The following is a 15681-nucleotide window of genomic DNA, read 5'->3' on the forward strand; positions in this document are numbered from 1 at the left end:
GAGACTAACAAATGCTTTTTTTATAATCACTTCATAAAGAAGAAATCACACATTTATGGAGGGATCATGATGAAATGGATAAACAAAGCTACAGCTGTTATCCTGCTGAGTATTTTACTAACGATAGCACTGACGGGCTGTCAGTCCAATGGTGCCAAGTCTCCAGAAGCGGCGCAGAACTCGGCTGAAAAAAACACGCCCGACGAATATGCCAAAGACGAAGGGGCATCAAATTCCACTGCGCCTGCTTCAGAAAATTCGGAAGGACAGGATGCTGAAGCTATTAAGGAAGGTTCGATGGAGAAGGAAGGCAATGTGGTGCTGAAAGAGCTTGCTTTTGTCTATAATGAGCACACCATTGCGATTTCGGATACAGCGAATGAAGATCAGATGGAACAGATGCTGGGCAAACCGGATAACCTGAAATCTCATACGTACAGTGCCGACGATGGAACAAACATGGATACGTTAATCGGTTTTACAGAAAAGGTTTATACGTATCCTGGTCTGGAGATTAAAACAATTAGTATACCGGAGGGGAAGCAAGACTCCATCTTTCATATCGAAATTACAGATCCTAAGTACGCGACAGTGCGAAACATTAAAGCAGGAGATAGCCTGGATACACTCAAAAATGCCTACCCTGAGGGGAATCTGCTTGGTGATGGAGCCCCTGATGAGGAGGATGACTTCCGTTACGAGCCATCCAATTATGTGGATGTGATGTCGTTTCATATCAAGGATGCCAAGGTGGAGAGCATTCAGATCTACAGCCTTCTGGACTAATATTTAGTGATCGATGCTGATACCTGCCCGGGAGAGGGGCAGGTATTTTCTCGTTTGGTATCGAGCTGTTGCCATACACAACTTTTTTCCAAGTGATGCACATAATGTCCTTCAAAAAAACAGTCGAGACATATGTGAAAAATTGAATTTTTGAAGCCGTTAATTTTGGAAGGGGACTTTTGCTTGTGAAAAGCAAAAGTCTCTTCCGCCTGTTGGGGAATGGGAACGGAAGTACACCTTACTTAATTATTGAAACATGATATAGGGAAATACATATTGGGATTTATTTAAAATTTATCATTACAGAAAGTCTTGTGTTGTGTCATTTTAAAGGTGAAGGTTAGTAGTCAACTGTCGCTTTAAATTTGTCTCTTGGGCGACATCATGTGCCTAAATATAAATCCCAGCTTTAAGAGCAGCAGATGATCGGTATTCTTCAAATCCAGATTCAGCAGCCCCGAAATTTTCTCCAGCCTGTACAGCACTGTGTTGCGATGGATATATAGCTCACGTGCCGTTTCATTCACTTGGCCGTTGTTGGCGAAATAGGCTTCAAGTGTGTGCATCATCTCGCTGGTGTATTCCTCTTCTTTGTCCAGCAGTGGACGGAATAAATAAGAGCAATACCTGACCATAACCTCCTGTGGAATATGCTTGAAGAGATAAATAAACTCCAGGTCAGCAAACATGACAACCGGTTCGCTTAAACCAAGCTCTGTACTGATTCTCTCAGCCTCCCCGCACTCCCGGAAGCCGTCGATGAACTCCTCCATACCCGTTCTCACTTTACTGATAAAACACGTCCTTGTTCCGTGGTCCCATGCATGCATCAAATCCGCATACAAACGTACCGAATTCTCATACTTCCTTCGATCCTTGGCCTCTTCTTCTAGAAGGGGGAAGAGTGAATATATGCGGTTCATCACATAAAAATGATGGGATTCCAAGGAGGACGTTTTGGGATGATCCTGAAGCTTATTCTGAATCTCCCTCAGTTTGCGCCTCTGACTTTCATGGTCCCAAGCATCCGTTCTTGTGGAAGATACCATGCATACGTAGGGCATGCTCCAAAATGTGCTTCCCAATGCTTCGGCAAATTCGAGCACCGTTTTCAGAGAGGCGTTCCCCTTTAAGTAACGTTCCATGGCCGTGCCAAGACGACTGCCTGCCGCAGTAGCCTCCTGATTCTGGATGACCTCCAGATGATAGGAAAGAATAACGGCAGCTTGGTGAAAAATGCCCTCCATTTCATGTGCTTCCAGCAGATTTTCAGTTTGTATCAGCAAGTAACCGTATGACTTTCCGCTTTTCAGCAGGGGGACACGATACAACAGGTTGCTCGCCGACTTGTAAAACCGATTGGCCTGATTCCAGGGCCAATCGCTCAACAGCTCCATATCGGAACAGCGCGTCATATTATACAAGGTCTGTCCTTCAGAGGTAACGATGGCTAAAGGAACCCCTAAAATGCTTGTGATACTTTGAAAATAATTGGTGTACTCATCCGCCTGCATTGCAAAATCCACCAGCTTCTTCTGCGTTTCAAGCAATTCATTCAGCCGGCGAGTATCACGTTGGAACTCGGATTGGTAGAGAGCAGTGATCTGCTCGGAGAAGGTGAATTGAAAAGGCAGCTCAATTAGGGGCAAACCCAGCCGATCGGCTTCCAGCAGGGCTATCTCTGGTATTTCCGCCCAGTATCGACCAAGCTTGATGCCAAGCCCGGAGGCCCCACGTTCATTGAGCTTTTGCAGCAAATTAACAAATTCCTCGGGTGAATCCCTAATCGCATAAGCTGTAGTCAACAAGAGTTCCCCTTCTTTCATCCAGTTGATCACATCCGGCGCATCCATCAAGTTTATGGAGCTGATCGTTCGGGAAATTCCATTTTTACCGGCTGCCAACTTCCCTTCCGATAATGGGTACACCGCCAAGGCATCTTCTATAGTTAAATGCATGTCAATCATTCCTCCTAAACGATACATATCTGAATCAGGTGCCGGACACGACGTCACTTTTTAAGCAATTATATAGGGTCTTGTCGAATTCCCGCAATCCTTTTTGTTATATATATGTTATGTAAGTTTACTTAAAATATAGAATCTTCTGTTTTTGAACCAACGTAAAGCGTATACCGTTAGATAAAAAACCAAAATTGTGTCAGGAATATTTACACTCTTATTTTTTGGCTATATGATAGGACACAACTTCAAGGAGAAGAGGGGATTCAGATGCAGCTCACCCAAAATCAACAGGCAGCGGCCCAAAAGGACAGCCGTTCCATGCTTGTTATCGATGATGTCGGCAAAATCTACCCCAATGGCACTGTAGCTGTGCAGCATGCGAATCTGCATGTGGGGGAAGGAGAATTTTTATGTTTTGTCGGTCCTTCCGGTTGCGGGAAATCTACCATTTTTAATATGATTGCCGGTTTGACGGAACCGACCTCCGGTCATCTGACCGTGCTGGGTACTTCCCCAAAGGAAGCACGTAAACAGAATGAAATTGCCTTTGTATTTCAGGAGCATACCCTGCTCCCGTGGGCCAAGCTGATTGATAATGTCACCATGCCTCTTACTTTGCGTGGCGTATCCAAAAAGGAGCGAATTACCGAAGGGGAGCGGGTTCTAGAGCTGGTAGGCCTGAAGGATTATATGAAGGTGCTGCCCCGAGAGCTGTCGGGCGGAATGAAGATGAGAGTATCTATTGCACGAGCGTTGATATCCCGTCCCAAGCTGCTGTTAATGGATGAACCGTTTGGCGCACTTGATGAAATTACCAGGCAGACGCTGCAAAATGAACTGCTGAATATTTGGGAACAGGACAAGAAGATGTCGGTTCTGTTCATTACGCATAACGTGTTCGAAAGTGTGTTCCTTTCAACAAAAGTCGTGGTGATGACACCGCGTCCCGGTAAAATTTCGGATTTCATTGATATTCCGTTTGCCTATCCGAGGGATGATGAATTCCGGACCCAGCCTGAATTCGGTGAATATGTACGCAGCGTGTCCAATGTTCTGAATCATTGATAGCCAGAAATGAGAGGAGAGGGAAGCAACATGGAAGAGATGGTAGCTAATCCGGCCGTTGAAACGACACCAGGTATCCGAGCTTCTGGGAAGGAGAATGCCCGCAGCCATCATCCGGCAGAAGATAGCCCAGTCATTGGACTGCTGAAAAAAATTCTGCCGCCAATCGTCGTGTTTGTCCTGTTTATCGGCGGATGGGAATTAATCGTACGGATACTCGGAATGCCCCCATATATCTTGCCCAAGCCATCCGATATTGCCGCAGCCGCAGCTGAGAACAGCGCGAATCTGATTACGTCGGTAAGCACAACCATTGTGGAGGCGTTGATTGGCTTTACGATCAGTGTCGTGCTCGGTATTTCATTGGCCATTCTACTGGCCCTGTCCAAAACGGTAGAAAAAAGCGTATATCCCTACGCTATTATCCTACAGACTATTCCGGTCGTTGCGGTAGCGCCAATCATAGTGATCTGGTTCGGAGCGGGAATAAATGCCATTGTGATCATTTCATTCTTAATCAGCTTTTTCCCGATTTTGTCGAATACACTGATCGGATTGAACTCAACGGATCAGAACATGAAGAATTTATTCTATCTGTATAATGCAAGCAAGCTGCAAACCATTTGGAGGCTGAGATTTCCTGCGGCACTCCCGTACATTATGGCAGGACTGAAAATTTCATGCTCCAGTTCGGTTGTCGGAGCGATCGTGGGTGAGTACATTGCAGGCATTGGTGGCGGACAAGGCGGACTTGGTTACGGGATTACCGTTGCAGCAACCCGCCTGCAAACTCCTTATCTGTTCGCCTGCGGTTTAGCAGCATCGGCCCTAGGAATCGCATTTTTCCTAATCATCAACATGGTGTCGAACAAACTTTTGAAGTCCTGGCATGAATCAGCAATGAAATGATACCAGAACCGGGGGAGAGATCCAACATGTCCAAACATCATATGAACTTTCGTTACAAGAAATGGCTGCTGTCGGCTGCTTCTTTGATCCTACTGCTTCTAAGCGCATGCTCCAATTCCTCCGCTCTAGAATCCGCCGCCCCGGCGGGAGGGGAAGCCGGAACGGATTTGAAGCAGGTGAAACTGATCGAGGGCTGGTATGCCAAAGGGGAAGATGGAGGCTATTTTGCGGCATTGCAGCAGAACTATTATAAGGACAAGGGGATCGACATGACAATTCAGCCTGGAGGCCCCGAGGTGTCAACCATGCAGCTTGTCGCTGCAGGCAAAGCTGAATTCGGTATCTCTTATGCGGATGAAATTTTGAAGGCGCGGGAACAGGGAATCCCTGTTGTCGGTATCCTTGCCGGTTTTCAAAGCACACCGCAGGTTCTGATGTACCACAAGGGGGAGAACATTCAGGATTTTACAGACCTGAACGGCAAAACCGTATACATCGGTACAGCGGTGCCTTACTGGGAATATATCAAGAGCCAATACAATCTGACAGATGTAAAAGAAATGAAGTATAACGGGCAGCTTGTCAATTTTATCAATGACCCCAGTTCGCTCAATCAGGGTTACATCACGAATGAGCCTTACGCGCTTTCTCAGCAGGGGGTTGAGGTGGACTATCTGAAAATCGCCGATTCCGGTTATGCGAATTACGCAGACGTTCTTTTTACGACGGAAGATTATCTCAAAGAGCACCCAGATGTTGTTGAAGCTGTAGTGCAGGCAAGTCAGAAAGGTTGGAGCTACTATCTAGACAACTACGAAAAGGTAAACCCGTTTATTCAAACCTACAATCCCGATATGACGGTAGAAGCAATGAATTATGAAGCAGTGCAGGAAAAACCCTTTATTCTTAACAAAGAATCTGAGGCAAATGGGATTGGTTACATGACACAGGAACGCTGGAGCACCCTGCAGGATCAGATGATCAAGGGCGGAGGATTAACGAAGGCACTAGATGTTACCCAGGCGTTTACAACGGAGTATCTAATGAAGCCATAAACCTGAACCAAAAGGATTTGAAGATTCAAATCAGAAATTTCAGAAAAAATGAGGGGACTTAATATGTTCAAACTTGGAAATCGAAAGAGCTATTGGCAAGTGTCCGAAACGCTGGTGGATCTAAGGCGAACGCAAAAGTACGGCAAGTCAGTTACCCTCCCTGCACAGCCGCAGGAAGTCATATTTGATCTCGAGCATACGGCAGTTATTGTCATCGATATGCAGAATGATTTCTGTACACCGGGTGGATGGCTGGATTCCATTGGGGTCGATACCTCTCCGCTCCTTAACCCGGTCAGCCGGCTGAACCGACTGATGCCTGAGCTGCGCAAAGCGGGAGTGCCTGTGATATGGGTGAACTGGGGCAACCGGGAAGACCGAATGAACGTGCCGCCATCCGTGCTTCATGTATACAATTCGGATGGGCGGGGCAACGGCATCGGGGACCCGCTGCCGGGGAACGGCTCCAAGGTGCTGGAGAAAGGCAGTTGGGGAACGGCAATTGTCGATGGTCTGGATTCGTCCCCCGATGATATCTATGTGGATAAATATCGCATGAGCGGGTTTTGGGATACACCACTGGACAGTATTCTCCGCAATCTTAATATTCAAACAGTGTTGTTTGCCGGGGTAAATCTCGATCAGTGTGTCATGCATACACTGCAGGACGCGGCTTGTCTCGGATATGACGGCATACTTCTGGAGGATTGCTCGGCAACAAGCTCCCCGGATTTCTGCATAGAGGCGACCTTGTACAATATTAAGCAATGTTATGGCTTCGTTACGGATTCCACCTGGTTGGTAGAAGAGCTGAACGGGGCAGCGACCCCTATAGAGAGAAACAACTCTGAAGAGCTGGCATCGCTAGAAGGCTGAGCGGAAGGATGGGATGACGCAATGAAGGACCAATGGAACGCCATTGTCAACCAGGTAAACGTTGAACCGACAGGGCAGGGTAGGCTGAACGGACTCAACTTTATGGTCAAGGATGTGTTTGCCGTACGTGGCCATACAAATGGCGCGGGTAATCCACGTTGGCTCCAGACGCATGAGCCTGAGGCGGAACACGCGGAAACACTCAACCTGCTATTGCAGCAAGGAGCAAGGCTAACGGGGATGACGCATACGGATGAGTTGATGTTCAGCTTGAATGGTGAAAATGTTCATTATGGAACACCAGTGAATCCAAGGGCTCCCGATCGTATCCCTGGAGGTTCATCGAGCGGATCGGCGGTAGCTGTCGCCGCTGGGCTTGCTGACTTCTCCCTTGGAACGGATACGGGAGGATCGGTACGTGTGCCATCTTCGTACTGTGGAATTTATGGAATGCGTCCATCACATGGCATTGTCTCCGCGAAAGGCGTTATCCCACTCGCACCCAGCTTCGACACCGTCGGCTGGATGGCACGAGATCTCGAGACGCTGTGCCGGGTAGGAGAAGTACTTTTGCCGCAGACAGACTCGGGTACAGGGTTCAGCCGGGTGCTCATCGGTGAGGATGCGTGGGAGCTTGCTGATACTGAGAGCAAAGAGGCGCTAACCCCTTACCTGAAGCAGCTGTGCGGCATGGCTGCGAGCCATGAAACGGTTCGCATCGCCCCGCAGGGTCTACCTGAATGGATGACCATGTTCAGGACGATCCAGGGCTATGAAATATGGCAGGAGCACGGGGCGTGGATTGAACGTGAGCAGCCGACCTTCGGACCAGATACGTCCGGGCGATTCTACTGGGCAAGCACTGTTGAACGTGGAGATCAGGAGAAAGCAGCTGAACGCCGAGTTGAGGTACGCAAGCACATGGCTGACCTGCTCAGAACGGATACGGTACTTGTGATTCCGACGACGACTGGAGTGGCCCCGAAGCTGGGCTTGGGCGGGCCTTTAATTGAAGAACGAAGAGTGAAAACGATGCGTTTAACCTGCATTTCCGGCTTGTCGGGCCTGCCGCAGCTTACGATTCCCGCTGCGGAGGTACTGGGCCTCCCGGTCGGTATTTCGATCATTGCAGGTCCGGGACAGGATCAACGTTTGCTGGAATGGGCCACATCCTTTCTTTCAGCAGTAAATTCAGAAGTAAAAGGATAAGAGCATCATTCGATATATGGACATGAAGCTAAGCGTAAAAACATTAAAGCCGCAGGAGAAAGGGTGTCAGTTATGTTTCAACGATATGAAGGAACAGCGTGGGAGGAACGATTTTTGCCCCGTCTGACAAGCAAACAGGTCAAAGAACTGCCGAAGGATAAGGCGCTGGTTATTCTCCCAGTCGGAGCTGTGGAGCAGCATGGCCCCCATTTGCCCGTATATACAGACACTTTGATTGGGGAAGCGACATTATCCCAAACGCTGGAGCGGGTGCGGGCGGATAAGGAGATCTGGCTGCTGCCTCCGGTCTCGTATGGCAAAAGCAATGAACATATCGGACTTCCGGGCACCATTTCCTTATCGGCGAGCACACTGCATGCCATCATGCTGGACATTGCAGAAAGCCTGAAGGCCAGTGGTTTTCGCAAGTTACTTTTGTTTAATACCCATGGCGGCAACGTGGATTTGCTAAATACAGTATCACGAGAAATACGGATCAGAACGGGGATGATGGTTTTCTATCTCAGTCCCAGCAGTCTGAATGTGGCAGAGGATCTCCTGTCTCCCGAGGAGCTGCAATACGGTATTCATGGTGGTGATTATGAGACCTCTCTCGTGATGTCCATTAAACCGGACTGGGTGAAGGAGGAGTTCCTCGTCAAAGAGCTTCCTGATATGTCCTCTTACCGCTTTCTTACATTAGAAGGGAAAATTCGTTTCGCCTGGAAGATGGCAGATATCTCCGCTACCGGCATTGCTGGTGATGCTACGACGGCCACGCCTGAGAAAGGCAGGATTATTCAGGAACGAATCTCAACGATTTTGTCAGAGGCGCTGGAGGAACTGTGTGATTTTGAAATCACCGATGTCCGGGGGACTGAACCGGTTCAACAGCCAGCAGGAAGCACCCCGTGAAGCTCGTCAGTCTGAAACACGGCGATGGTGAACAGGCGGCGATTGAACATGGGGAACGATTCTTTCTTCTAGAGGAGATCAACAGGGCGGAAGGAAGCTCATGGGGCACCAACGTTATGGAGATCTTGCAGCAAGGCCAGCTAGAGGAGCTTGTCCAGTGGTATCAGAAGCACGGGGATAGAACAGTTTCATCCATCCCTTTCATTCCTTCAGAAGAAGCTATACCTGCTCCTCTCTTCCGCCATCCTCGTAAAATATGGGGAATTGGCATGAATTATGTGCAAAAAGCGATCGATCTCGCATCTACTCCTCCAGAGCGTGAGCCGGTCTGCTTCATGAAGCCGGACTCCAGCCTGATCGGGCCGGAAGAGTATATCCAGCTTACGGCTCAGGATGTGAATGTGACATCAGAAGCAGAGCTTGGCATTATCATCGGCCGAACCTGCAAAAATGTGCCGGAAGAACGTGCGCAGGAGGTCATTGCCGGTTTTGCCGCAACGCTGGATATGACTAACCAGGACATTCACGCACGGAATCCCAGATTCCTGCAGCGATCCAAGGTATTCGATACATTTTTCAGTCTCGGACCACAACTAATAACACCTGACGAAATAGGCGATTTGCAGAGCCTCGTCGTTGAAACGGTGTTGAATGATGAGGTTATTCATAGCAATACGGTGTCTCGCATGATGTATCATCCATGGTTCATTGTCTCGTATTTTTCGCAGATGATGACTCTCTATCCGGGAGATGTGATCATGACAGGCACACCCGGGTCCGTCCGGATTCAGCAAGGTGATGCCGCCGAGTGTAGAATCAGTGGCTTTATGACGCTTCGAAATCCGGTAGCAGTAGTAGAGTAAATCATCCGTAATTTTCCTTGGGGAGTGGTAATGAGATGAACAAGTACAGACAAAAGGGAACTGTCGTTTTACTCGCAGCAATGATTTCCTTATCCACATTACTGGCGGCTTGCGGGAAACAGCCAACTGCTCAGAATGCCGCTGCTACGGGGGGAAGCGAGGAACTGACGGCAATTACACAGGTGACGAACTGGTTTGCACAAGCAGAGCATGGGGGTCTGTATGCGGCAAAGGAACAAGGATATTACAATGAGGCTGGTCTCGATATGACCATCCAGGCAGGTGGGCCGCAGGTGTCTCCAACACAGATCGTGGCTTCAGGCAAGGCGCAGTTCGGACTGGCTACAGCGGATCAATTGCTGGTCGCTCGTGAAGAAGGAATCCCTCTTGTAGCGATTGCAACGATATTCCAGAAAAGCCCGCAGGGACTTATGGTTCATGCCAATCAGAACATGTCCTCCCTGGCCGATTTGAACAACCGCTCCGTATACGTGGGGACAGGCTCGGTGTTCTGGGATTTTGTGAAGAGTAAATACCAATTGGGTAACGTGAAGGAATTGGCATATACCGGTTCTCTGGCTCCTTTTGTAGCTGATGAAACGGTTGCCATTCAGGGATATGTAACCAGTGAGCCGTACGAGATGAAGCAGCAGAATGTGGATATTAATTTCCTGCTACTGGCAGACGCCGGTTATAACCCGTATTCCAATGTGCTGTTCACAACGGAGCAGTATATTCAGGATCATCCTGATATTGTGCGCGGTTATGTCGAGGCTTCGATGAAGGGCTGGGATTATTACAAGACCAATTATGATACCGTGAATGACGTCATTCTAAAGGAAAACCCTGACTTTACGAAAGAAAAGCTGAACTATGCCGCAGAAGCGCTTATCCCGTTTGTATATGAAGGTGATGCGGCGACACATGGCGTCGGCTACATGACAGAGGAACGCTGGATGGAGCTCGGAAAGCAGCTTAAGGAGATTGGGGCATTGAAAGAGGAGCCTGATGTCAGCAAGGTGTTTACGGATGAATTCTTGCCGAAATCCTAAGAGATTCCTTTGGGAGATCAGTTTTACAAATACGGGAGGGGAACCGAATGAATGAACATTGGATAGCCGTATTGAAAGAACGCATGGATCCGGAATTGCTGCAGTGGGAGGAGGCGGCGCTTGCCAAATATTCGATGGATTATCATCACTTCTCTCCTGTGCTGGCCAGTCAGCTGCAGGGTAAGGTCGCCGAGTGCATCGCCAGTCCGCGCACCGAGGAAGAACTTGACGATCTGCTCTCCATAGCAGCAGAGCTGGGAGTTCCGCTGACCATCAGGGGGAACGGCACCGGCAACTATGGTCAATGCGTTCCGGTGACAGGCGGAATCGTCCTGAATCTGGCCAAATACAACAAGGTGCTCGAAATGGGAGAAGGCACGATGCGGATTCAGGCCGGGGCCAGACTCGGCAAAATGGAATCGACTGCCCGCAAGGCAGGTTACGAGCTGCGTACGATGCCTTCCACCTTTCAATCCGCGACGATCGGCGGTTTTTTATGCGGCGGTTTTGGCGGCATCGGTTCGATCAGCTGGGGAACGATCTGGGATGGATTGGTACGTTCTCTTAAAATCAAGACCGTTGAGGTTCATCCCCGTACCATTGAGCTCCAGGGAGACGAAGTGCTGCCTTACCTGCATACTTACGGTACAATCGGCATTTTGTCCGAAGTGGAAATCAATCTGGCTCCCCGAGTGGAATGGATGCAATGGGCCGTGACCTTTGACCGTTTTGAACAGGCTTTTCGCTTCGGGCAGGCGGTTGCTGAGGACACTTCCTTGGTGAAACGGCTAATTTCCATCCATGAATGGCCTGTACCATCCTATTTTCTTCCGCTTGATCTCCCCGCTGACCGTGCTGTCGCATTACTGGAAGTGGATACGGCCAACGAATCCCAGCTTGAACGTATCCTATCGGAGTATGGAGGTCACTTGGCTATGAAGGTCTCTGCCGAACAGTATCACAAAGGTGTAGGTGTCTCCGATTTCACATGGAATCATACGACTTTGTGGGCGCGCAAGGCAGACCCCGGCTTAACCTATCTACAGCTGAATTTTGATCCATCCTGTGCCCTTGAGCAAATCTCCTCTATGAAAAAGGAATATCCAGAAGTGATGAATCACATCGAGTTTGCCCGCCAAAACGGAAATTTGCTGATCTCTGGCCTGCCGCTGGTTCCGTTCACAACGGAGGAAAACCTGAACCGGCTAATGGAACGTTACGAGGAAAACCGGGTTAGAGTAAATAATCCGCACACTTGGGATTTGAAGGAGGGCGGGCGATCCTACGCGCATGATCGTTTGTGGGAAATTAAACATCACAACGACCCTAAGGGCATTTTGAATCAGGAAAAATTAAAGCGTTCGGCTGTTAGCGGTGTCTGATCAATGGATGATGGAAAAATGGCGCAACCTGCAGAAGTTAACGTGCCATGCGGATTTTAATAGTCAATCCGTATCTACAGCAAAGGAGCGAGTTGCATGAAATTTGGAAATGTGGTCATCCGGCGAAAGGTCCCTTGCACGATGCGCGACGGCATAACGTTGTATTCAGATATATACCTGCCGGACGAGACAGGAGAATATCCTGTGCTGCTGATGCGCCAGCCCTACGGACGGTCGATTGCTTCTACCGTTACGCATGCCCACCCCGTCTGGTATGCAAGTAAGGGATATATCGTAGTAATTCAGGACGTCAGGGGGCGGGGAGAGTCGGAAGGCGAATTTAATCCGTTTGTTCAAGAAGCAGAGGACGGTTTTGATACCATCAAGTGGGCAGCCGGTCTGTCCGGCTCGACCGGGAAAGTAGGCATGTACGGTTTCTCTTATCAAGGTCTAACACAATGGGCAGCAGCTTCCCTTCACCCCCCTGCGCTCCAGGCGATTGCACCGAGCATGTGTCCGGCAGACATGTATCATGGCTTATTTTATCCGCATGGCTCGTTCGCACTTGGCAACCATCTGCCGTGGGCTTTCCAGCTGGCTCGTGACACGGCACAAAGAGCGGGTGACTTCGAAACGGCAGAGCAATGCTCACGACTCATGCGCAGCCCCGATGAGATGCTTTGGAAAATGCCATTGAATGAAAGACATCCAATTCTGGAGCAATACTTTCCCGCATTTTATGATTGGATCAATCATCAAGCGTACGATGAGTACTGGGAGCAGATGAACTGGATCAACGATATCGTAAAGGAACCCGTGCCGGCGCTTCATATTGGGGGATGGTATGACGGTTTCCTCATGGGTACGTTACAATCGTTTGAAGCGCTGCAAGCTACGGCCACGCCGGATTGCTTTCATCGGCTCGTTGTCGGCCCGTGGGCTCACATTCCATGGGGGCGCAGAGCCGGCGGAATCGATCATGGCGAGCAGGCAGATGGTGGTCATCATCTGGAGCAGCTGCGCTGGTTTGATTATTGGCTGAAGGGCAAGGAAGACATGGAACTGTCTGGTGAACTGCCGATCCGATATTTTGACCAGTTGAGTCTTGAATGGCATACGGCGGAACAGCTGCCTTCTCTATTTGAGGATGGGGCCTCTCCGTCCGAATGGTTTTATCTGTCTGGGTCACAGACCCCGGCGAACGGTGCGGCAGGAGGGGGGAGACTGGAAAAGCATAAGGAAGATGTGGAGGAGGCTGTGCCGGATGTATTCGTGTACGACTCACGTCTGCCGATGCGTCTGGATTCCTACTTGCCGTCCGACCGAGCTGTTATTCAGGAACGGCAAGAGATTCTGGTATATACGGGAGGACCGCTTGCAGAGGATATCCCGATTTTTGGGTCCCCGGAGTTATCCGTGCAGTACCAGACATTGGGCGGTCCGACGGATCTGGTGGCCATCCTTACCACCGTATCCGAGCAAGGGACTGCCCGGCTGCTGAGTGTGGGTCGCACGGAAATCTGCAGTGAAGGAGCAGATGCTTCCAATGAATGGAGAACAGCGCAGATCCGGCTGCGTCCCTTGGCGGCCACTCTTCCGGCTGGCTCGTATGTTCGGCTTGAGTTAACAGGCAGCGCCTTCCCGTTATTCGCCCGGCATCCGAACGGTGTTAGGGACGAGAAGAACAGCACGGGAACAGGTGGGTTGAAGATTGCCACCACGGCTGTTCGCAGTACAGAACAGGACATATCTTGTTTAAGGCTGCCGGTAAAAAGATGAAAAGCGATTCATAAACTAATATCAATCAAAGTGAGGTTGAATGTATATGGTGAACATTCCAGGTCTGGTTGCTGGTAACTTTGAGAATTGTCCCGTCCACAAAATTTCCGCACAGGATACGAATAAGTTCATTCTGCTGTGCGACAGGGAGCAGGTTCCTTTCACTTCATTTGTGGAGATCTTCGAGGTTGGAGGCAGAACTCCATCCAATGAACACCGGGAGGCTTATGAATATTTTTATGTGTTAAAAGGGGAAGGGCTAGCCAAAGTTGGCAGCGAGTATGAGACTCCGATCCGCCAAGGCTCATTCATTATCATTCCACCGGGCAACCATCACGATATTATTAACACGGGCAGCACACGTCTGTATTGTCTGACGACCATGGTACCGGACGAAATGTTCTCGGATATGATCAAAGCGGGTCCGGCCACCGAGCTTGACGAGGAGGATCTGGCCGTGCTTCAGGCGCTGGCTACCGCACAATGAGTGCAGGGCTGCGTTTCATTAATGTACGCCTTCCGCACCGGGAAGACCTCTGTCTATATGAACTAAAGGCGGAGGTTGGAAAATGGGTTAGTATCCGCCTTCAAGATCGTTTCCTTGATGCACGGGAAAGCGGTGCTTCCCGTCTGATGGTCCCGCATCAGGCCGGTTCGGATCTGAAACGGCTCTCAGACGCGGATTGCATCGATCTGCAGGGCGGCATGATGCTGCCTGGCCTGGTTGACTGTCATATGCATCTGGATAAGGCCTTTTCGCTCTCGCAGGTGTCGAACCGATCCGGCACACTTCATGAAGCCATTCTTAATTACAGCCAGGCTGTACAGACATTCAGCAAGGAGCAGCTAGCGGAACGCATGCTGACTGCCGCCAGAATGGCACTAAGCTACGGGACCACGACCATAAGGAGCCACCTTGACTTCCCTGTTCATTTGGGGAGAGAGGTGGCCTTTCGGACGATCGAGGCAGCCTTGGAAGTACGGGAGAAGTTGAAGGGCCGTATGGCTATTCAATATGCGCTCATGGTTCCGTTCCGCGGCAATCATGATGCTGCGGATGAGGCCATCGAGGAAGCACTGCGGATGGGAATTGATGTACTGGGGGGAGCCCCTCATCTGGCAGATGACTCTGAAAGAGAGATTGGCAGAATTTTTCGGTTAGCGGAACGTTTCGGCGTACCCATTGATCTGCATGCAGATGAAAGTGATCATCCCGGAAAAAAAACCGTGCTGAGCATTGCAGAGCATACGATTTGCTACGGTTATCAGGGCAGAGTGACGGCAGATCATCTGTGCTCGTTGTCCGCAATGACAGAAAAAGATGCACAGCATGTGATGGCGAAGATGAAGGAAGCCGGTCTGAACGCGGTAACGCTGCCTGCGGTGAACCTGTATCTTCAGGGACGGGAAGATCGCGGCCTGGTAAGACGGGGTACAACACGCATTAACGAGCTGCTTGCCGAAGGCATTCCGCTTGCTGCGGCCTCCGACAATATTCAAGACCCGTTCCATCCGTTCGGCCGCGGGGATCTGATACAGATCGCCCAAATCACATCGTATGCTGCCCATATGGGCAGTGAACGGGATTTAGTACAGCTGCTGCGGATGATTACGGATATACCTGCTGTAATCACGGGCTGCGAAGAGTATGGAATAGAAGAAGGGCATGACTGCAACTTTGTTGTCACGGATGCTTCAGATGTCACGCAGCTGCTATCAGGTACAAAAATGAGTCGCTGGGTGTATGCCTCCGGCAGATGGCAGTCTGCTCTGCATACAACTCAGACATTCGCGTCTGAATGGGTAACTTGATTAGACAACAAACA

General features: G+C 49.7%; 14 protein-coding genes. 13 read left to right on the forward strand and 1 reads right to left on the reverse strand.

The genetic code is table 11. The annotated features are described in order from the left end of the window. Nucleotides 1-66: 66 nt before the first annotated feature. Complete coding sequence (locus L6H98_RS03390; RefSeq protein ID WP_236412838.1) at nt 67-786, forward strand: hypothetical protein; 720 nt, start codon at nt 67-69, stop codon at nt 784-786. 359 nt (nt 787-1145) lie between these two features. Here L6H98_RS03390 and L6H98_RS03395 read toward each other — a convergent pair whose 3' ends face one another. Further along, nucleotides 1146-2744 (reverse strand): PucR family transcriptional regulator, encoded by a 1599-nt coding sequence (locus tag L6H98_RS03395; protein WP_236412839.1) that lies wholly within the window; start codon nt 2742-2744, stop codon nt 1146-1148. Nucleotides 2745-3017: 273 nt separating this feature from the next. On the opposite strand from L6H98_RS03395, the gene L6H98_RS03400 reads away from it, so the two are divergent. The 12 genes from L6H98_RS03400 (at nt 3018) to L6H98_RS03455 (ending at nt 15667) form a co-directional block, all read left to right on the forward strand. After that, entirely contained in the window at nt 3018-3815 is a 798-nt protein-coding gene (locus L6H98_RS03400) for an ABC transporter ATP-binding protein (protein ID WP_110822780.1), read from the forward strand. A 30-nt stretch (nt 3816-3845) separates the two neighbouring features. Next, nucleotides 3846-4724, forward strand: a complete 879-nt coding sequence (locus L6H98_RS03405) for an ABC transporter permease (protein ID WP_236412840.1) — start codon at nt 3846-3848, stop codon at nt 4722-4724. Nucleotides 4725-4750: 26 nt separating this feature from the next. Then, nucleotides 4751-5779, forward strand: coding sequence for an ABC transporter substrate-binding protein (locus tag L6H98_RS03410; RefSeq protein ID WP_236412841.1), 1029 nt, complete (start codon nt 4751-4753; stop codon nt 5777-5779). Between the two features lie 63 nt (nt 5780-5842). Continuing rightward, a complete protein-coding gene (locus L6H98_RS03415; protein ID WP_153978693.1) occupies nt 5843-6655 on the forward strand; it encodes a cysteine hydrolase family protein in 813 nt (270 codons plus the stop codon). A 21-nt stretch (nt 6656-6676) separates the two neighbouring features. Continuing rightward, nucleotides 6677-7864: an amidase gene (locus L6H98_RS03420; protein WP_236412842.1), complete on the forward strand. Its 1188-nt coding sequence runs from the start codon at nt 6677-6679 to the stop codon at nt 7862-7864. Between the two features lie 72 nt (nt 7865-7936). Further along, nucleotides 7937-8779, forward strand: a complete 843-nt coding sequence (locus L6H98_RS03425; protein WP_236412843.1) for a creatininase family protein — start codon at nt 7937-7939, stop codon at nt 8777-8779. Continuing rightward, entirely contained in the window at nt 8776-9642 is an 867-nt protein-coding gene (locus tag L6H98_RS03430; RefSeq protein WP_236412845.1) for a fumarylacetoacetate hydrolase family protein, read from the forward strand. Before L6H98_RS03425 ends, L6H98_RS03430 begins: the two co-directional genes overlap by 4 nt. A gap of 35 nt (nt 9643-9677) precedes the next feature. Next, nucleotides 9678-10694, forward strand: a complete 1017-nt coding sequence (locus tag L6H98_RS03435) for an ABC transporter substrate-binding protein (RefSeq protein ID WP_236412847.1) — start codon at nt 9678-9680, stop codon at nt 10692-10694. A 47-nt stretch (nt 10695-10741) separates the two neighbouring features. Beyond that, entirely contained in the window at nt 10742-12076 is a 1335-nt protein-coding gene (locus L6H98_RS03440; RefSeq protein ID WP_236412849.1) for an FAD-binding oxidoreductase, read from the forward strand. Nucleotides 12077-12172: 96 nt separating this feature from the next. Beyond that, nucleotides 12173-13855, forward strand: coding sequence for a CocE/NonD family hydrolase (locus tag L6H98_RS03445; RefSeq protein ID WP_236412852.1), 1683 nt, complete (start codon nt 12173-12175; stop codon nt 13853-13855). 46 nt (nt 13856-13901) lie between these two features. Then, nucleotides 13902-14342, forward strand: coding sequence for a cupin domain-containing protein (locus tag L6H98_RS03450; RefSeq protein WP_192267689.1), 441 nt, complete (start codon nt 13902-13904; stop codon nt 14340-14342). Beyond that, nucleotides 14339-15667, forward strand: a complete 1329-nt coding sequence (locus tag L6H98_RS03455; protein ID WP_236412854.1) for an amidohydrolase family protein — start codon at nt 14339-14341, stop codon at nt 15665-15667. Before L6H98_RS03450 ends, L6H98_RS03455 begins: the two co-directional genes overlap by 4 nt. The last annotated feature ends 14 nt before the right edge of the window (nt 15668-15681 follow it).

It is taken from the genome of Paenibacillus sp. JJ-223 (genome assembly GCF_927798175.1).
GTDB classification, from domain to species: Bacteria; Bacillota; Bacilli; order Paenibacillales; family Paenibacillaceae; genus Paenibacillus; species Paenibacillus hubeiensis.